A 17220-nucleotide genomic window follows, 5' to 3' on the forward strand; every position below is an offset into this window, starting at 1 on the left:
TCACGGTCAGTCACCTGTTTTGGGAGCGAGATGTCCAGCGACTACGCCAAGCAGCTCGGGGCGAAGCTCCGCGCGATCCGGACCCAGCAGGGCCTGTCCCTGCACGGTGTCGAGGAGAAGTCCCAGGGCCGCTGGAAGGCCGTCGTCGTCGGTTCGTACGAACGCGGCGACCGTGCGGTAACCGTGCAGCGCCTGGCCGAGCTCGCCGACTTCTACGGCGTTCCGGTCCAGGAGCTGCTGCCCGGCGGCACCCCCAACGGCGCGGCCGAGCCGCCGCCGCGGCTGGTTCTGGACCTGGAGCGGCTGCAGACCGTGCCGTCCGACCAGGCCGGTCCGCTGCAGCGCTACGCGGCCACCATCCAGAGCCAGCGCGGCGACTACAACGGCAAGGTGCTGTCGATCCGTCAGGACGACCTGCGCACGCTGGCCGTGATCTACGACCAGTCGCCGAGCGTGCTGACCGAGCAGCTCATCGGGTGGGGCGTGCTCAACCCGGAGGCCCGTCGGGCCGTCGACAGCCAGAACAACGCGTGACAATCCGCTAGACGGAGCGTTACGGAGGCAGGCGGAAACGTCGAAGGGTCCCGAAGCCGATCGGCTTCGGGACCCTTCACCTTTTGTACGATCGCCGGCCTCAGCCGGATTCGCGGACCATCACGCGCGGGTGCACGACCATGCGACCACCCGGGCGGTAGTCACGGCCTCGGATCAATGTGGTGATCGCGTCCGAGGCGCCGGAGCCCATCGTTCGGGTGTGCATCGAGACGCTGGTCAACCTCGGCCAGACCAGGTCGCAGAACGGCAGGTCGTCCGCGCCGACCACGGCCATGTCGTCGGGCACCGACCAACCGCACTCGCGCAGCGCGGAGATGATCATCAGGGCGAAGTCGTCGTTGCCCGCGAACACCGCGGTCGGCGGCTCGCTCTCGCACTGCCACTGCCGCACGATGGCCAGCACGTCCTCGCGGACGTAGCCCACGTCCACCCGGCGCAGCGGGACCCCTTCCTCCTCGGCCGCGGCCTGCGCGCCCGCCCAGCGCTCCTCGCCCAGGAAGGCGAGCGGCCCGGACGGGACCAGGCAGGCCAGCCGGCGGTGGCCCCGATCGATGAGGTGGCGCACCGCGACCCGGCCGGTGTCCCGGTTGTCGAAGATCGCGGTCGGCACGTCGGGGTGCTCCTCGCGGCCCCACGCGAAGATCGCCCGGACCCCGGCCCGCTTGAGCACGTCCACCGCGCCGCCGGTGAGCCGGTTGGACTCGGCCATCACCGCGAGCGGGCGCAGCGCGGCCCACTGCCGGGCCGCGTCGGCCCCGCGCGAGGTGCGGTCGGCGTGGATGAGCAGGCTCAGCTCGTGCCGGTTGAGCGCCTCGGTCAGCTCGTCGATGAACGCCTCGAGGAGTTGGCCCATCGGCTGCAGCGGCAGCGGGAAGAGCACGACGTCGCTGTTGCCCGAGCGCAACGATCGAGCGGGCGCGCTGGGCGCGTAGCCCAGTTCGCGCACCGCGAGCATGACCCGCTCCCGGGTCTGCGCGCTGACCCGGACCCCGGGCGGCGAGTTGAGCACGTAACTCACGGTGGATCTGGATACGCCGGCGAGCCGGGCCACGTCGGAACTGGTGGGCGGCTTCGCCCCCGCCTCCGGCGCGCTCATCCGTGACCCCCCGGGCGGCAAGTGACCGATTTCGTGCTCGTCATCTCGACGACACCCCCTACCGCACCCGCACGCGGGGCCGGCCCGCGCGCAACCGATGTCCACCGGATCACAGGGTCGCGATCCGTTACCGCTTGGTTAGCGGGGACAACCTTGGCCGTAATCGCTCGAATGCGCTACCAACACATGTCGGTCGTTACAAGATCACTCGCAGTGACGATTCGCTGCGGATTGCGCTCTGTTCAAGCCTTGAACAATCAAATCGTTATCTAGTCGGACTGATTTCACGTTGTGGATCCATTCCCCTGCTTATTCGTGTCACCTAGGCTCCCAACCCAACACCTCGTCAGCAGATTCGAGACCTCCGTGCAGGGAGGGTTTCGAGTCCCCTCCATCGGACGGTCTACATGAGTTCGACCACCACAGAGGCACCCGACTCGTCGTCCCCTGCGCCGGAGCCCACCCCCGGTGCCGGGCACACCGGGTACAAGATCGGGCCGCTCTACGCGACGCTGCCCATCGCCAACATCGCGCTGTACATGTTGTGGCTGGGTGTGGGGGTCTACCTGCTCCCGACCCAGGTCATCCACATCAAGGGCGTTCCCGATCAGGAAGCGCTCAAGTGGCCGATCTTCTGGGGCGCGCTGTTCGCCACGGTCGGCAACCCGCTGTTCGGCAAGCTGTCCGACATCACCCGCTCGCGCTTCGGCCGCCGGTCGCCGTTCATCCTGTTCTGCGCGCTCGTCGGCGCGGCCGCCCTGTGCTTCCAGGCCAACGCGAACTCGATCGCGGTCGTCGGCCTGACCTGGGGCGTCATCCAGTTCATCATGAACGGGTACCAGGCCGCGGTGACCGCGGTCATGCCCGACCGGGTGCCCGCGGGCAAGTACGGCCGGTTCTCCGCGATGATCGGCCTGGGCATCCCCGTCGGCACGATCGTGGCCTCGCTGCTGCTGGCCGGCGTCGACCTGAGCATGATCGGGATCGACGCCCAGATCGGCGGCTTCGACGGCAGGTTCGCCGATCCGGCGGACGGTGGGGCCAAGGGCTTCTACCTGATCGCCGCCGTGCTCGTGGCCGCCGCGCTGATCTTCGTGATCGTCAGCCCGGACAAGTCCTCCAAGGACATGCCGCGGGAGAAGTTCGAGTTCGTCTCGTTCGTCAAGGGCTTCTGGGTCTCGCCGCGCGAGCACGCCGACTTCTTCATCGCCCTGGTCTCGCGCCTGGGCGTGATGCTCGGCTACATGGTCGTCCTGCAGTTCAACTTCTTCATCCTGTTGATGTACATCAAGATTCCGCAGGCCGAGGTGCTGTCCAAACTGGGCACCCTCACCGTGATCAACGCCGTGGTGACCATCGTCGCGGCCGTCGTGATCGGCCCGATCGTGGACCGCGTCGGGCGGGTCAAGCCGTTCGTGATCGGCTCGGGTGTCGGTGCCGCGCTCTCCCTGATGATCCCGCTGATGTGGGCCACCGAGGACGGCATGATCGCCTTCCAGGTCGCCAACGGCTTGTTCTTCGGCATGTACATGGCCGTCGACATGGCGCTGATCACCCAGGTGCTCCCGCGTCCGCAGGACGTCGGCAAGGACATGGGCCTGATCAACATCGCCAACGCCGGGCCGCAGATCGCCGCGCCGTTCCTGGCCCCGTTCCTGGTCGACGACCTGGACTTCGGCTACGAGGGCCTGTTCGCGTTCGCCGCCGCGATATCCCTGCTCGGGGCGCTGTTGGCGCTGCTGGTCAAGCGCGTGCGGTAGGTGCGCGGGCGGCAGGCCCGCGCGCGGCCTCGCGCGCCGTATACGCCGACGGGGCGGACCGGATCACCGGTCCGCCCCGTCGGTATGTCGGCGCTCGTCACTCGCCGGTCGCGTCGGGTCGCCGCGCAGCTCACGCGCGCGGGATCTCGCCCGCCGTCCAGCGGCCGGTCAGCAGCGTGCCCATGTCGTCCCAGGCCTCGTCGATGACGCGGGCCAGGCGCGCGACGTCCAGCACCTCACCCTCGGTCCACTCGTCCATCGCCACCCGCATCACCGAGTGGTACAGGGTCACCAACAGCGCCGGACGCCGGTCCCGTTCCGGCTCCAGTCCCTCGCGCCGGGCGATCTCCCGGGCCATCCGCCGCTCCAGCTCCATCGCGTTGCGCAGCGACGCGGCCAGCAGTACGGGGGTGGCCTCGATCATCCGGCGCAGCCGCAGGAACTCCTGCCCCGCGCCCTCCTGTTCCTCCTCGGCGACCCGGGCGAACACCTCGGCGCCCGCGCGCCGCAGCGCGGTCAGCGGCGCCTCTTCCGCCGGGCGGGCGGTGAGCGCCTCCAGGAACAGTCCCTCGAACTCGATCGCCCGGGCCAGCGCCACCTCCTCCTTGCCCGCGAAGTAGCGGAAGAAGGTGCGCCGGGACACCTCCACGGCGGCCACGATCTCGTCGATCGTGGTGGCGTCGTACCCCTTGCGCAGGAACAACTCCAGCGCGGCGTCCACCAACGCCTCGCGCGTGCGTTCCTTCTTACGCTCCCGCAAGCCCGTCGCGGTGCCGGCCGTCTCCCGCACGTTGGGTGGTCCTCTCGTTCGCCTATGCACAGTATGACACTTGCCACTGTGTGCAATTTGAGTGATTTGGCTATATGGCACTGCGTGCCATATCGTTCGATGGTTCGATGCGGCGCTGGACACGGATGGATGTAGGGAACGCATGAGTCAGACTTCGACGGCGGCGGCTTCGGACGCGCTCCCGCCGGACCTCTCGAAGAGCGCCGTGCGCCGGGGCATGCAGGGACACCCCTGGCTGACCCTGCTGGCGGTCGCCTTCGGCGTGATGATGGTGGCCCTGGACGGCACCGTGGTCGGCATCGCGAACCCGGCCATCTCCAAGGACCTGGACGCCTCGCTCGCCGACCTGCAATGGGTCACCAACGGCTACCTGCTCGCGCTCGCGGTGTGCCTGATCCCGGCCGGCAAGCTCGGTGACCGCTACGGCCACAAGACGATCTTCCTGATCGGCGCGGCCGGCTTCGCCGCCACGTCGCTGATCATCGCGTTCTCGCAGTCGGTCTCGATGCTGATCGCGTTCCGGGTGCTCCAGGGCGTGTTCGGCGCGCTGCTCCAGCCCACCGCGCTGGGCCTGCTGCGCAACAGCTTCCCGGGCAACAAGCTCAACATGGCGATCGGCATCTGGGGCGCGGCGATCTCCACCGCGACCGCCGCCGGTCCGATCGTCGGCGGCCTGCTGGTGGAGCACGTCAGTTGGCAGTCGGTCTTCTACATCAACGTGCCGATCGGCGTGCTGACCCTGGTGGTGGGCATCTGGGCACTGGCCAACAGCCGGGTGGCCGGCGCGAGCAACCGGATCGACTACCTCGGTGTCCTGCTGCTGTCGGTGGCGATGTTCTGCCTGGTCTGGGGTGTGATCAAGAGCGGCGAGAAGGGCTGGGGCAGCGCGTACACGCTGGGCTTCATGGCCGCCGCGCTGATCCTGCTCGCGCTGTTCGCGCTGTGGCAGACCAGGGCGCCCGAGCCGCTGATGCCGCTGGTGATGTTTCGCAACCGGTCGTTCTCGATCGGCATCGTGCTGATGATCTTCATGGCGTTCGCGATGTTCGGCGCGATGTTCTTCATCACCTTCTACCTCCAGGGCGTCAACGGGCTCAGCCCGACGGAGACCGGCGTGCGGATGTTGCCGATGTCCGTGGTGATGATGATCGGCTCGCCGATCGGCGGCTTCGCGATCACCAAGCTCGGCCCGCGCATCCCGATCATCGCCGGCCTGGCGCTGTCCGCGACCGCGATGGCGCTGCTCGCCCGGCTGGGCGAGGACGCGAGCTTCGGCGCCACGATGGTGCCGTTCGTACTGCTCGGCTTCGGGCTCAGCCCGATCATGGTCGGCGCGACGGACATCATCGTCGGCAACGCCTCGCTCGAACTCTCCGGCGTCGCCTCCGGCATCCAACAGGCCGCGATGCAGGTCGGGGGCGCGCTCGGGACCGCCGTGCTCGGCGCGGTGGTGGCGGCCAAGGTCTCCTCGGTGCTGCCGGACCGTTGGCCGGCCGAGGCGGGTGCCTACGACACCCTGCCGCACGGCCGGCGCGAGGCGATCGAGGGGTCGGTCGCACAGGGCTTCCCGCCGGTGGACCCGGCGACCATGAACGGGCACACGATCGACGCGGTCCGCCACGCGTCGGACACCACGTTCCTGGACGGCATGCAGCTCGCCTTCACGATCGCCGCGATCACCATGGCGGTCGGAATCGTGCTCGCGCTGTTCGTCCGGCAGGGCGAAAAGCGCGAAGGCGCGGTCGCCGTACATGTGTAGGGCATGATCGACGGGGAGCATCATCCCCTGGCAATGGTCGTGGGCAAGACCGTCGCGCCGTCCCTGATCGACATCGGGGGCGGCGTTCCGGTTTGCCCGGCAAATTAGACAGGTATTCTTACCTCGTGCAGCAAGACACCTCCTCCGGGCCCGAACTGGTGACGTTGCTGGTCGGCGCCGTGCGCGGGATCAGCCAACTGTTCTCCGACCGCATGACGGCCGCGGGATTCGACGAGATCCGGCCCACGCACGGCTTCGCGCTGACCCTGGTCGGCGAGGGCGGCACCACCGCCACCGAGCTCGGGCGCCGGTTGGGCATGACCAAGCAGTCGGCCGGCGAGGTGGTCTCGCACCTGGCCCGACACGGATACGTCGAGCGCAAGCCCGACCCCGCCGACCGCCGCGCCCGCCGGATCACCCTCACCGAACGCGGGCGCGAGTGCCTGCGGGTGATCTGGGCCGAGCTGTCCTGGATCCAGGGCGCGTGGACCAAGGCGGTGGGCGACGACGGCGTCGAGGTGCTCAAGGAAGGTCTACGCGCGGGCATGCGCCAACTCGGCGCGTCCGGTGAACTGCCCGACAACCTGAGCCAGGCCTGGTGGTGGCGGGAGAACTAGTGCCGGGAGACCGCGGTGGGTGCCCGCCCGCGCCGTCGGTTCACAGTGGCGGCTCGAATTCCCGGCGGGGGGCGACGTAGGTGTCGGTGAGATAGGCGAGTTCCACCGGCTCCGCGTGCGCCCGGACGAATTCGCGCACCCGGGCCATGAGTTGCGCCTTCGGTGCGGCATCCATCGCGGCCACGTAGCTGAACGTCGAGAACCGCTCCAACACCTGATCGTGCGTCAGTTCGTCGCGCCACCGGAACACCCTGCGCTCGGCGGGCGCGAACGGCTCGGCGGCGGCCAACTCCGCGCGATAGTCGTGCAGCTTGTGGAAGGGCCACTCGGCCACCTCGTGCAGACCCGCGACGAACGCCTCGCTCTCGTCCAACTCGTTCCACACCATCGCCAACGCCCCGCCGGGCCGCAACACGCGCGCGATCTCGCCCAGCGCGGCCTCGGGCTCGAACCAGTGGAACGCCTGGGCGACGGTGACCACGTCGAAGGCACCGGCCGGAGCCGGGATACGCTCCGCGCTGCCCGCGTACACCGGCACACCCTCGACCACCCGGGCGAACGTCTCGCGCATCGCCGCCGACGGCTCGACGGCGATCACCTTCGCGCCGCGCTCGACCAGCAGCCGGGTCAACTTGCCGGTACCGGCGGCCAGGTCGAGCACCCGGGTACCGGGCCCGATCCCGGCGCCGGCGCACAGGTGTTCCACCGCCTCGGCCGCGTAGGACGGCCGCGCCCGCTCGTATCGATCCGTGCCCTGGGCGAAGCCGCGCGTGCCGAGACCGTCGGTCGTCATGCCGCGCATTCTCGCCGGGCGTCCCCGGTCGGGACAAGGGTCCTCAGGGTCTGCCGAGCAGGACCACCCCGGCCAGCACGCACACCGACACCGCGGTCAGCAGCGTCGCGCGGACCGCCCGATCGCCGCACACGGCGTCGCCGGCCCGCACGGCCCGGTCCACCTGTCGGTGCCGCAGCAACCCCACCACGTACACGGTGAGACCGGCCGCCATCACCGCGCACCCGGGCAGCATGAACCACCAGCGATCCTGCACATGACCCGCGTGCACCAACAGCGCCCCGTTGGCGACGAACGCGAGCGACGTGCGCGACCAGGCCATCCTGGTCCGCTCCGGTTGCAGCCCCGGATCCAGGGGTGCGCCCGGCAGCGACGCGGGGCGCGACATCAGGAGGCGATCATGAGCACGACGCTCACCACGATCACGACCACCAGACCCGCCGAGAGCACCAGGGGCACCGCGGAGAACGGCAGCGCGTGCCCGAGCCGCATCGCCCGCTCGACCCGATACCAGCGCCGGTACGCGGTGGCCGACAGGGTCAGCGCCAGCGCGACCAGGGCCAGGCCGAGCACCAGCCGCTGTCCGCGCGGAGCCAGATCCGGAACCAACTGGACCACCGCGACGCCACCCGCGAGCAGCGAGAGAGCCGTCCGGATCCAGGCCAGGAAGGTCCGCTCGTTGGCGAGCGTGAAGCGGTAGTCGGGCTCGTCCCCGATCTCCCGCAGCCGGGAACCCTTGCGGTCGGATCTCATGATCTTCATTATCGGCATTCGATCATGATTCGATCGCCCGGGCCCCGGGGCCCGGGTCCGGAAAGCCGACGAGCCGGAGGCCCGGGTCCGGAAAGCCGACGAGCCGCCTCCCCCACACGGGGGCAGGCGGCTCGACCGGAGTCCCGGAAACGGGCGCGGCTAGCGCAGCAGCGTCGGCTTGAGGTCCTTTATCCGCGCGAGCAGGCCGTTCACGAAGGCCGGCGACTCGTCCGTGGAGTACTCCTTGGCGAGTTCGACGGCCTCGTCGATGGCCACGACGTCGGGGACGTCGCTCTCCCAGAGCAGCTCGTAGATGCCCAGGCGCAGGACGTTGCGGTCCACGCCGGGCATCCGGTCGAGCGTCCAGCCCACGGCGTAGGTGCCGATCAGGTCGTCGATCCGCTTGCGGTGCTCCTGGACGCCCTCGACCAACTGCATCGTGTAGTCCGCGACCTGGGGCTCCGCCCGGTCGGCCTGGAACCGGCCGACCCAGTCCGCGAGGATGGTCACCGGGTCGACGCCGCGCTGGTCGGCTTCGAACAGGATCTGCAGCGCGCGCTTCCGGGTCTTGCTGCGGGCACCGGCCACTAGCTGTTCACGCGGCCCAGGTAGTCACCGGAACGGGTGTCGACCTTGACCTTCTCGCCCGTCGTAATGAAGAGCGGAACCGCGATCTCGAAGCCGGTCTCCAGCTTCGCGGGCTTGGTGCCACCGGTGGACCGGTCGCCCTGGACACCCGGCTCGGTGTACTCGATGAGCAGCTCGACGGAGGCCGGCAGCTCCACGTAGAGCGCGGCGCCCTCGTAGATCGCGACGGTCGCCTCGAAGCCTTCGAGGAGGTAGTTGGCGGCGTCGCCGACGGTCTCGGGCGAGATCGGCAACTGCTCGTACGTGTCCGTGTCCATGAACACGAAGTCGGTGCCGTCCTTGTACGAGAACTGCATACCGCGCTTGTCCACGGTGGCCGTCTCGACCTTCGTGCCGGCGTTGAAGGTCTTGTCCACGACCTTGCCGGAGAGGACATGCTTGAGCTTCGTACGAACGAACGCGCCGCCCTTGCCGGGCTTGACGTGCTGGAACTCGACGACGGACCAGAGCTGGCCATTGTCGAGCTTGAGCACCATGCCGTTCTTCAGGTCGTTGGTCGTGGCCACGAGTGTGGTGTCTCCTGCGTGCTTCTGGGACCGGATGATCGCGCGTCGGACGGGGCGGGTGCGAAGACAGCCCGCTACAGGACGAGCAATTCCTTGGTCGTGATGGTGAGTAGCTCGGGGCCGCCGTCTTCGAGCGGACGAACCACAAGGGTGTCCTCGATGCGGACGCCGCCTCGGCCCGGGAGATAGATCCCCGGTTCGACGGTGACCGGCATGCAAGCGTCCAGCTTACCGGTCGCCGTCGGACCCAGACGCGGGTCCTCGTGGATCTCGAGACCGACGCCGTGCCCGAGGCCGTGTTCGAAGAACTCCAGGTATCCGGCCCGCTCGATCACCTCGCGCGCGGCCCGATCCACCGCGACCGCCTCGGCACCGGGCACCAGCGCCTCGCGGCCCGCCTTCTGGGCGGCGAACACCACGCCGTAGATCTCCTGCTGCCACGCGGCCGGCTCGGTGCCGATCACGAAGGTGCGGGTCATGTCGCCGTGGTAGCCGCGATAGCGGGCACCGAAGTCGATCTTGAGGAAGTCGCCGTCCTCGACCCGCCGGTCGCCGGGGTCGTGGTGCGGGATCGCCGAGTTCGGCCCGGTGGCCACGATGGTGGGAAACGCCACGGCGTCCGCGCCGTGGTCGGCCATGCGCCGCTCCAACTCCATCGCGATGTGCCGTTCGGTCCGCCCGACCAGGATCGACTCGATCATCTCGCCCAGCGCGCGGTCGCCGATCTCGCAGGCGATCCGCAGCGCGGCGATCTCCGCCGGATCCTTGACCCGACGCAGGTCCTCGACCACCCGGCCGAGCTTGACCAGCGCGGCGGCGGGGCTCTCCTCGGCGAGCACCGCGCCCAGCGCGCGGTACAGCTCGACCGTCACGTGCTGTTCCTCGATCGCCAGCCGGACCGCACCGCCCGCGGCGGCGCGCTTGGTCAGCGCCTGCGGGCAGGACCGCTCGACGAGCAGCTCGACGCCCGGCGACTCCTCGCCCGCCTGGGTCGCGTACCGGCTGTCGGTGCACAGCACGGCGCCCGAGTCGGTGGACCCCTCGCCCGCCGCTCCCGGTGTGTACACCAGCAGCGCGCCGTTCGAACCGGTGAAACCGGTCAGATAGCGCACATTGACGAGATTGGTGATCAGGGCGACATCTGCGCCGGCACCGGCCAGGCGGGAACGCAGCCGATCACGGCGTTGAGCATGGGCCTCGGGCATGGGACCAGCGTAGTCCCGCGAGGTGGGCGGAGCCCGGCGTGACTCGGCGAACTGCATCCTTCGTGCCGCGACCAGGGCAATCGTGTGAAGGCCGGACAGCGGCCGAGGTCGGGTCCTACGCTGCCAGCGAGGGGGTGTACTTCAGTGGAAATCAGCGGAAATGACGGACCTCGCGCCGCATCGGCGAACGAGCGGCTGGTCCGTCAGATCGAGGCCGCGGGTGCGCGGTACCGGGCGGCGGAGGCGGATCGCGGCGAGATCGAGCGCCGGCGCGCCGCGGGCAGTCGCTTCCCGGACGACGACGACCGGCTGCAACTGCGCGCGGCCCGGCTGGTCGAGCAGCACGAGGTGCCCGGGCAGGTGTTGCTGGCCACCTCGCCGGACGAGAGCGCACCGCGACTGGCCGAACGGATCATAGGAGTCACCAACGACCTCCAGAGCCTGAACTTCCTTGCCCGCGGGTTGCGGGCCGCCGCGTGCGTGGCGCGGATCTGGTACTCGACCGGCGGGCCGGTACGACCGCAGGCCACCGGCTTTCTGGTCGCGCCGAGCCTGCTGCTGACCAACCATCACGTGTTCCCGGACGCGGCCACCGCGCGCGGCGCGTTCGCCGAGTTCGGCGCGGAGATGGGTGTCGACAACGATTTGCCGGTGCACACCACGCGCTTCGCGCCGGACCCGGACACCCTGTTCCTGACCGACGAGGACCTCGACTTCTCCCTGGTCGCGATGCGTCCGGGCGGCGACGGTCGCCCGCCCGGGCGGATCTTCGGACACATCGGGCTGATCGCGGCCGAGGGCAAGCTGGTGGTGGGCGATCCGGTGAACGTGATCGGTCACCCGGCCGGGCGGCTCAAGGAGATCGCCATCCGGGCGAATCGGTTCACCCAGCGCCTGGACGACTTCCTCCACTACGAGACCGACACCGAACCGGGCAACTCCGGATCGCCGGTGTTCAACGACCAGTGGGAGGCGGTCGCGCTGCACCACAGCGGTGTGCCCGCGCACGACGACAGCGGCGCGGTGCTGAATCTGCAGGGATTGCCGTGGCGACCCGAGCAGGGGTTGGCGCAGATCGAGTGGGTCGCCAACGAGGGCGTGCGGATCAGCGTGATCCTGGCCCGGCTGGGCGCGCTGGCCACTAACGACGACGGCCTGCGGACACTGCTGGCCGAGTTGGGCGCCGGGTCGGGGCTGGGCACGACACCCGCGGCACGCACGGCAGTGCCCGCGCCGCGCTCACCGGTGGAGCCGGCGTCCGGTGCCGAGGCGGTCACCGTCTCGGGGGTGTCCGGGCGCCCGGGTGCGTTCGGCGGCCGGGTGCGGCTGGTGTTCCTGCACGGACGCAGTCAGCAGGGGCACGATCCGGCGGCGCTGCGGCGGGGTTGGGCGGCCGGGCTGAACAGCGGGCTGACCATGGCCGGACTGCCGACCGTGGATCCCGAGGACGTCTGGTTCCCCTTCTATGGTGATCGGCTCGTCGAGGTGATGGAGTCGACGGCGCCGATCGAGGCACCGCTGTCGCCGTCCGCACAGGGGTTGTACGACGAGCTGCTCGGCGAGGCCGCGCACCGGGCCGGGATGCCGGCGCCGGGCCGGACCGTGGTGACCGAGAGCATCTGGGACCACATGGTGGGCACGGTGCACGAGCCACTCGGCTGGATCGCCGCGCACACCGGGGTGGATCGGCTGGTCATCCGGGCCGCGTTCCGCGATGTCGCGGCGTACCTGGATCGCGACGACACGCGCGAGGCGGTGCTGGAGCGGGTGCTCGCGGGATTGCCCGCGTCCGGTCCGGTGGTGCTGGTCGCGCACAGCCTGGGCACGGTGGTGGCGATGGACCTGCTGACCCGGCTCGGGCCTGCGGTGCCGGTGGCCGGGTTGATCACGGCGGGCGCTCCGCTGGGGATGGACGCGGTGTACTCGCGGCTGCGGGTCGGCGGGGCACATCTGCCGTCGATCGCCGGGCCGTGGTTCAACACGTGGTGTCCGACGGATCCGGTCGCGATCGGGTGTCCGCTGGCCGACGACTGGAGCGGGCTGGCGGCGGAGTGCACGGTGGCCAATCCGCACGATCGTGCGCACGACATCGGCGCGTATCTGGCGCATCGGGAGGTGGCTACGGCGATCGGGCGACTGTTGGGATGAGCGGGACTCCCGCGGGCCGCGGTCGCGGGTACGACTCCGGGGTCGCGGGCTCGGGCTCGGGCCCGCGGGCTCGGGGATCACCCACGCGGGTGACCCCCGAGCCCGCAGGCGCCGTCAGTCCTCGAGTTCCTCGGCCAGCGCGCGCAGTGCCAGGCGGTACGAGCCGATGCCGAAGCCCGCGATCGTGCCGCTGGCGACGGCGGCCACCACGCTGGTGTGCCGGAAGCTCTCGCGCGCGTACGGGTTGGAGATGTGCACCTCGATGAACGGCGCGGTGCGCTGGGCGACCGCGTCGCGCAGACCGTACGAGTAGTGCGTGAACGCGCCCGGGTTCATCACCACCGGGATGCGGCCGTCGGCGGCCTCGTGCATCCAGCGGATGATCTCGCCCTCGTCGTTGGTCTCGCGGACCTCGACCGCGAAGCCGAGCTCACCGCCGAGCCGTTCGCACTCGGCGACCAGTCCCGGGTACGAGGTGGCCCCGTAGACGTCGGGCTCGCGGCTGCCCAGGCGGCCGAGGTTGGGACCGTTGAGCACGAGCACCCTGCGCGCGCTCACCCGGACACCTCGGCGTACGCGGCGACCAGGAAGGTCGGATCGGGCGCCTCCAGGACGACCGGCTTGGCCAGGCCGTCCAGCACGATGAAGCGCAGCATGTCGCCGCGCGACTTCTTGTCCACGCGCATGGTCTCCAGCAGCTTGGGCCACGCGTCGCCGCGGTAGGTCAGCGGCAGGCCGACCGAGGCGAGCACCGTGCGGTGCCGGTCGGCGGTGGCATCGTCGAGGCGACCGGCGAGTCGACCCAGCTCCGCCGCGTAGACCATGCCGACGCTGACCGCGGCGCCGTGCCGCCACTTGTAGCGCTCGGCCTTCTCGATCGCGTGCGCGAGGGTGTGGCCGTAGTTGAGGATCTCGCGTCGGCCGGCCTCCTTGAGGTCGCCGGAGACGACGTCGGCCTTGACCCGGATGGCGCGGGTGATCAGTTCGGCGGTGTCCTTGCCCCGCGGGTCGCGCGCGCCCTCGGGGTCGGCCTCGATCAGGTCCAGGATCACCGGGTCGGCAATGAAGCCGGCCTTGATCACCTCGGCGAGACCGCTGACGTAGTCGTTGCGCGGCAGCGATTCCAGCGTGGCCAGGTCGGCGAGCACGCCGGCCGGCGGGTGGAACGCGCCGACCAGGTTCTTGCCCTCGGCGGTGTTGATCCCGGTCTTGCCGCCGACGGCCGCGTCGACCATGCCCAGCAGCGTGGTGGGCATCGCGATCCAGCGCACGCCGCGCAGCCAGGTGGCCGCGACGAAGCCCGCGAGGTCGGTGGTGGCACCGCCGCCGATGCCGACGATCACGTCCGAGCGGGTGAACCCGGTCTGACCGAGCACCGACCAGCAGTACGCCGCGACCGCGACGTCCTTGGCCTCCTCGGCGTTGGGCACCTGGATGGCGATCGCCTCGTAGCCCTGCGCGGCCAGGTCCTCGCGGACCGCCTCGCCGGTGGCGGCCAGCGCCTCCGGGTGCAGGATCGCCACGCGGCGGGCGGACGTGCCGATCAGGCCCGCGAGTTCGCCGAGCAGGCCGGCACCCACGAGCACGTCGTACGACTCCGAGGCGCCGCCGACGCGGATCCGGACCGGCTCGGAGGGGTTGCCGCTCATCGATTCACGTCTTTCTCGGGCTCGGTCTGCTCGGATGGGGTCGGCTCGGAAGAAGCCTGGTCGGGTGCGGTGGCGAAGGCGTCGCGGATCTCGGCGGCGACGTCCTCGGGGGTGCGTCCGGCGGTGTCCACCGTCAGCGCGGCGACCTCGAGGTACAGCGGTCGGCGCGCCTGCATCAGCTCGCGCCAGCGGGCCCTGGGGTTGCCCACCAGGAGCGGGCGCGGCGCGTCCAGGCCGACCCGCTTGACCGCGTCCGCGAGGGCGACCTCGAGGAAGACCACCCGGTGTCCCTTGAGCAGAGCGCGGGTCGCGTCGTCCATGATCGCGCCGCCGCCCAGCGCGAGCACGCCGTCGTGCTCGGCCAACGCCGCGGCGACCGCCTCGTGTTCGAGCGTACGAAAGTGCGGCTCGCCCTCGTCGACGAAGATGTCCGGGATCGACTTGCCCGCGCGCGCCTCGACGTCCGCGTCGGTGTCGCGGAAGCCGACCCCGTGCGCCCGGGCGAGCAGCAGGCCCACCGTCGTCTTGCCCGCGCCGGGCGGCCCGACCAGGACCACCAGCGGGCCGGTGCCCGCCTCTTCGTCGCCCGCGACCTCGCTGTGCGCGGTGTCCCCGATGTCCGCCATGGCGCTACCGAATCTCCAGCGCGTCCAGGTAGCCCCGCACGTTGCGGGTGGTCTCGGCGACCGAGTCGCCGCCGAACTTCTCGGTGACCAGGTCGGCCAGGACGAGCGCGACCATCGCCTCGGCCACGATGCCGGAGGCCGGCACGGCCGCGACGTCGGAGCGCTGGTGGTGGGCCTGCGCGGGCTCGCCGGTGCGCACGTCGAAGGTGGACAGCGCGCGCGGCACGGTGGCGATCGGCTTCATCGCCGCACGCACGCGCAGCACCTCGCCGGTGGACATGCCGCCCTCGACGCCGCCGGCGCGGTGCGACGTGCGCTTGGCGCCGTCGGGGGTGTTGACGATCTCGTCGTGGGCCCGCGAGCCCCGTGTCCGGGCCAGCTCGAAGCCGTCGCCGAGCTCGACACCCTTGATCGCCTGGATACCCATCAGCGCACCCGCGAGCCGCGAGTCGAGCCGGCGGTCCCAGTGCACGTGGCTGCCCAGGCCCGGCGGCAGGCCGTAGGCGAGCACCTCGACCACACCGCCGAGGGTGTCGCCGGCCTTCTGCGCGTCGTCCACCTCGGCGACCATCGCGGCCGACGCGTCCGGGTCGAAGCAGCGGACCGGGTCGGCGTCCAGGCGCGCGGTGTCGTCGGGGCCGGGCAGCATGCCGGCGGGCGCCTTGGCCGCGCCGAACTCGACCACGTGGCTGACGATGCGAACGCCCGCCACCTGCTCCAGGAACGACTTGGCGACCGCGCCGAGCGCGACCCGGGCCGCGGTCTCGCGGGCGCTGGCCCGCTCCAGGATCGGCCGCGCCTCGTCGAAGCCGTACTTCTGCATTCCGGCCAGGTCGGCGTGGCCGGGCCGCGGGCGGGTCAGCGCCGCGTTGCGGGCCTGCGCGGCGAGCACCTCGGGGTCCACGGGGTCGGCCGACATGACCGTCTCCCACTTGGGCCACTCGGTGTTGCCGACCATGATCGCGACCGGGCCGCCCTGGGTGAGCCCGTGTCGGACGCCGCCGAGGAAGGTGACCTCGTCCCGCTCGAACTTCATCCGCGCGCCACGCCCGTAGCCCAGCCGGCGGCGCGCGAGCGCGTCCGCGACCAGTTCGGTCGTGATGGGCACGCCGGCGGGCAGCCCTTCCAGGGTGGCCACGAGTGCCGGGCCGTGCGACTCCCCGGCGGTCAGCCAGCGTAGGTTGCCCACGAATGCTCCTTCTTGCGCTTGCCGCGTATCACGTCCGGGGAACGGCGCGGAGGCCGTCCACGATTCGCCCGGCGGATGTCCACCCGAATCCTTTCATGCCGGCGGCGGGCTCCCCGCGCCGCGTCCAGGTGTCGGACAGCGCCGCACCGGCCTCCGTCGTCTCACCAGGCGAGATGCAGTCGGGACAACTCCGCGCCGCACAACACCCCGCCGAGCGCGCCGAGCAGCAGCCACGGCCCGAACGGCAGCCGGCTGCCCCGACGGGCCCGGCCCACCGAGACGAGCAGCCCGGCGGTGAGCCCGGCCAGCAGGAACGCCAGGAACGCGCCGGTGACCAGCACGCCCCAGCCCAGCCAGGTCAGGTGTATGCCGAGCACACCGGCGAGCTTGACGTCGCCCATGCCCAGACTGCCCCGGGAGAGCGCGGCCAGGCACAGGTGGTAGCCGGCCAGGGTGAGGCCGCCGAGCAGGGCCCGTCGGTACGCGGTGAAGTCGCCCAGCGCGAGCGACTCCATGCCCAGCAGGGTCAGCCCGGTCGCGAGCGTCACCAGCAGTACCGGATCGGGCAGCCGCAACGTGCGCACGTCCACGATGGCCAGGGTCACGCCCGCGACGGCGAGCACCAGGAACGCGAGCAGGTCCAGGCCCGGCCCGAGCCGCCAGGCCAGCAGCGCGCACACCAGGCCGGTCAGCGCGGCGACCGGCAGGGGCCCGTAGCGCCCGGTGGCGGCCACCACCGGACCGGCGACGGGGCCGGCGACCGGAGAGCGCGGCCCGGGGCCGGTGCCCTGGGCGAGCAGGAGGTGGATGGGACGGGGCAACCCGAGGCCGGCGACGAAGCCGAGCAGCGCACACGCGAGAGTGAGAACGGGGAACACGCCTGTGACGATACGCAGGATCCCTCGGCGGTCACGTTCCGTCGTCCCCAGCGCCGATCCGATGATCGCAGGAACACCGGATGCGGTACCGCGGCAGGCGGTACCGCGGTCGGGCAGGCACGCGAAACGCGCGCATGTGGGAATCCGGCAGGGCGAACACGCCCCCGTGGGCCTCCGGCGGGGCGAACCCGGCCGGTGAACCCCGAGCTCAGCCCTTCGTGCTCGGCCCGCCCCGTCGGCCCCGCCCC

At 71.0% G+C, this 17220-nt stretch carries 18 protein-coding genes; 5 read left to right on the top strand and 13 right to left on the bottom strand.

Going from position 1 to position 17220, the window contains the following annotated elements:
• Positions 1 to 30 precede the first annotated feature (30 nt).
• Positions 31 to 534 carry a transcriptional regulator gene (locus tag ACIBSV_RS39440; protein WP_161356183.1) on the top strand — a complete coding sequence of 168 codons (504 nt, stop codon included), beginning with the start codon at positions 31 to 33 and terminating at the stop codon, positions 532 to 534.
• Positions 535 to 634: 100 nt separating this feature from the next.
• Here the strand turns inward: ACIBSV_RS39440 and ACIBSV_RS39445 are convergent, their stop codons facing one another.
• Complete coding sequence (locus tag ACIBSV_RS39445) at positions 635 to 1651, bottom strand: LacI family DNA-binding transcriptional regulator (RefSeq protein ID WP_395871880.1); 1017 nt, start codon at positions 1649 to 1651, stop codon at positions 635 to 637.
• A 407-nt stretch (positions 1652 to 2058) separates the two neighbouring features.
• Here ACIBSV_RS39445 and ACIBSV_RS39450 point away from each other — a divergent pair, with 407 nt between their 5' ends.
• Positions 2059 to 3411, top strand: a complete 1353-nt coding sequence (locus ACIBSV_RS39450) for an MFS transporter (RefSeq protein WP_395871881.1) — start codon at positions 2059 to 2061, stop codon at positions 3409 to 3411.
• Between the two features lie 130 nt (positions 3412 to 3541).
• On the opposite strand, the gene ACIBSV_RS39455 is transcribed toward ACIBSV_RS39450, so the two are convergent.
• Positions 3542 to 4171, bottom strand: a complete 630-nt coding sequence (locus ACIBSV_RS39455; protein WP_395871883.1) for a TetR/AcrR family transcriptional regulator — start codon at positions 4169 to 4171, stop codon at positions 3542 to 3544.
• Between the two features lie 247 nt (positions 4172 to 4418).
• Between ACIBSV_RS39455 and ACIBSV_RS39460 the strand changes: the two genes are divergently transcribed.
• Positions 4419 to 5960 carry an MFS transporter gene (locus ACIBSV_RS39460; protein WP_395872090.1) on the top strand — a complete coding sequence of 514 codons (1542 nt, stop codon included), beginning with the start codon at positions 4419 to 4421 and terminating at the stop codon, positions 5958 to 5960.
• 125 nt (positions 5961 to 6085) lie between these two features.
• The gene (locus tag ACIBSV_RS39465; RefSeq protein ID WP_395871885.1) at positions 6086 to 6577 is read left to right on the top strand and encodes a MarR family winged helix-turn-helix transcriptional regulator; all 492 of its coding nucleotides are present in this window, start codon (positions 6086 to 6088) and stop codon (positions 6575 to 6577) included.
• 40 nt (positions 6578 to 6617) lie between these two features.
• Here ACIBSV_RS39465 and ACIBSV_RS39470 read toward each other — a convergent pair whose 3' ends face one another.
• From ACIBSV_RS39470 to ACIBSV_RS39495, 6 genes are all read right to left on the bottom strand, one after another.
• Positions 6618 to 7370 carry a class I SAM-dependent methyltransferase gene (locus ACIBSV_RS39470; RefSeq protein WP_395871887.1) on the bottom strand — a complete coding sequence of 251 codons (753 nt, stop codon included), beginning with the start codon at positions 7368 to 7370 and terminating at the stop codon, positions 6618 to 6620.
• Positions 7371 to 7413: 43 nt separating this feature from the next.
• Positions 7414 to 7758 carry a DUF202 domain-containing protein gene (locus ACIBSV_RS39475; RefSeq protein ID WP_395871889.1) on the bottom strand — a complete coding sequence of 115 codons (345 nt, stop codon included), beginning with the start codon at positions 7756 to 7758 and terminating at the stop codon, positions 7414 to 7416.
• Positions 7758 to 8132 carry a YidH family protein gene (locus ACIBSV_RS39480; RefSeq protein WP_395871892.1) on the bottom strand — a complete coding sequence of 125 codons (375 nt, stop codon included), beginning with the start codon at positions 8130 to 8132 and terminating at the stop codon, positions 7758 to 7760. Before ACIBSV_RS39480 ends, ACIBSV_RS39475 begins: the two co-directional genes overlap by 1 nt.
• A 150-nt stretch (positions 8133 to 8282) precedes the next feature.
• On the bottom strand, positions 8283 to 8711 hold the full coding sequence (gene nusB / locus ACIBSV_RS39485) for a transcription antitermination factor NusB (RefSeq protein WP_395871894.1): 429 nt from the start codon (positions 8709 to 8711) through the stop codon (positions 8283 to 8285).
• The gene (gene efp, locus ACIBSV_RS39490) at positions 8711 to 9277 is read right to left on the bottom strand and encodes an elongation factor P (protein WP_395871895.1); all 567 of its coding nucleotides are present in this window, start codon (positions 9275 to 9277) and stop codon (positions 8711 to 8713) included. Before efp ends, nusB begins: the two co-directional genes overlap by 1 nt.
• Positions 9278 to 9351: 74 nt before the next feature.
• Entirely contained in the window at positions 9352 to 10482 is a 1131-nt protein-coding gene (locus tag ACIBSV_RS39495) for an aminopeptidase P family protein (RefSeq protein ID WP_395871897.1), read from the bottom strand.
• A gap of 144 nt (positions 10483 to 10626) precedes the next feature.
• Between ACIBSV_RS39495 and ACIBSV_RS39500 the strand changes: the two genes are divergently transcribed.
• Positions 10627 to 12630: a trypsin-like peptidase domain-containing protein gene (locus ACIBSV_RS39500; protein WP_395871899.1), complete on the top strand. Its 2004-nt coding sequence runs from the start codon at positions 10627 to 10629 to the stop codon at positions 12628 to 12630.
• A gap of 114 nt (positions 12631 to 12744) precedes the next feature.
• Here ACIBSV_RS39500 and aroQ read toward each other — a convergent pair whose 3' ends face one another.
• From aroQ to ACIBSV_RS39525, 5 genes are all read right to left on the bottom strand, one after another.
• The gene (gene aroQ, locus ACIBSV_RS39505) at positions 12745 to 13188 is read right to left on the bottom strand and encodes a type II 3-dehydroquinate dehydratase (RefSeq protein ID WP_395871901.1); all 444 of its coding nucleotides are present in this window, start codon (positions 13186 to 13188) and stop codon (positions 12745 to 12747) included.
• The gene (aroB, locus tag ACIBSV_RS39510) at positions 13185 to 14279 is read right to left on the bottom strand and encodes a 3-dehydroquinate synthase (RefSeq protein WP_395871903.1); all 1095 of its coding nucleotides are present in this window, start codon (positions 14277 to 14279) and stop codon (positions 13185 to 13187) included. Before aroB ends, aroQ begins: the two co-directional genes overlap by 4 nt.
• Positions 14276 to 14905, bottom strand: coding sequence for a shikimate kinase (locus tag ACIBSV_RS39515; RefSeq protein ID WP_395871904.1), 630 nt, complete (start codon positions 14903 to 14905; stop codon positions 14276 to 14278). The genes aroB and ACIBSV_RS39515 overlap by 4 nt, the downstream gene beginning before the upstream one ends.
• Positions 14906 to 14909: 4 nt before the next feature.
• Positions 14910 to 16094, bottom strand: a complete 1185-nt coding sequence (gene aroC, locus ACIBSV_RS39520) for a chorismate synthase (protein WP_395871907.1) — start codon at positions 16092 to 16094, stop codon at positions 14910 to 14912.
• 161 nt (positions 16095 to 16255) lie between these two features.
• Positions 16256 to 16972, bottom strand: coding sequence for a prepilin peptidase (locus ACIBSV_RS39525; protein WP_395871909.1), 717 nt, complete (start codon positions 16970 to 16972; stop codon positions 16256 to 16258).
• Positions 16973 to 17220: the final 248 nt, after the last annotated feature.

It is taken from the genome of Embleya sp. NPDC050154, from assembly GCF_044460165.1.
Taxonomy (GTDB): domain Bacteria; phylum Actinomycetota; class Actinomycetes; order Streptomycetales; family Streptomycetaceae; genus Embleya.

Coding starts and splice junctions, on each gene's coding strand:
- ACIBSV_RS39450 (WP_395871881.1), top strand. CDS start 2,059: ATGAGTTCGACCACCACAGAGGCACCCGACTCGTCGTCCCCTGCGCCG.
- ACIBSV_RS39480 (WP_395871892.1), bottom strand. CDS start 8,132: ATGAAGATCATGAGATCCGACCGCAAGGGTTCCCGGCTGCGGGAGATC.
- ACIBSV_RS39445 (WP_395871880.1), bottom strand. CDS start 1,651: ATGAGCGCGCCGGAGGCGGGGGCGAAGCCGCCCACCAGTTCCGACGTG.
- ACIBSV_RS39475 (WP_395871889.1), bottom strand. CDS start 7,758: ATGTCGCGCCCCGCGTCGCTGCCGGGCGCACCCCTGGATCCGGGGCTG.
- ACIBSV_RS39460 (WP_395872090.1), top strand. CDS start 4,419: ATGCAGGGACACCCCTGGCTGACCCTGCTGGCGGTCGCCTTCGGCGTG.
- ACIBSV_RS39495 (WP_395871897.1), bottom strand. CDS start 10,482: ATGCCCGAGGCCCATGCTCAACGCCGTGATCGGCTGCGTTCCCGCCTG.
- ACIBSV_RS39470 (WP_395871887.1), bottom strand. CDS start 7,370: ATGACGACCGACGGTCTCGGCACGCGCGGCTTCGCCCAGGGCACGGAT.
- aroB (WP_395871903.1), bottom strand. CDS start 14,279: ATGAGCGGCAACCCCTCCGAGCCGGTCCGGATCCGCGTCGGCGGCGCC.
- ACIBSV_RS39440 (WP_161356183.1), top strand. CDS start 31: ATGTCCAGCGACTACGCCAAGCAGCTCGGGGCGAAGCTCCGCGCGATC.
- ACIBSV_RS39515 (WP_395871904.1), bottom strand. CDS start 14,905: ATGGCGGACATCGGGGACACCGCGCACAGCGAGGTCGCGGGCGACGAA.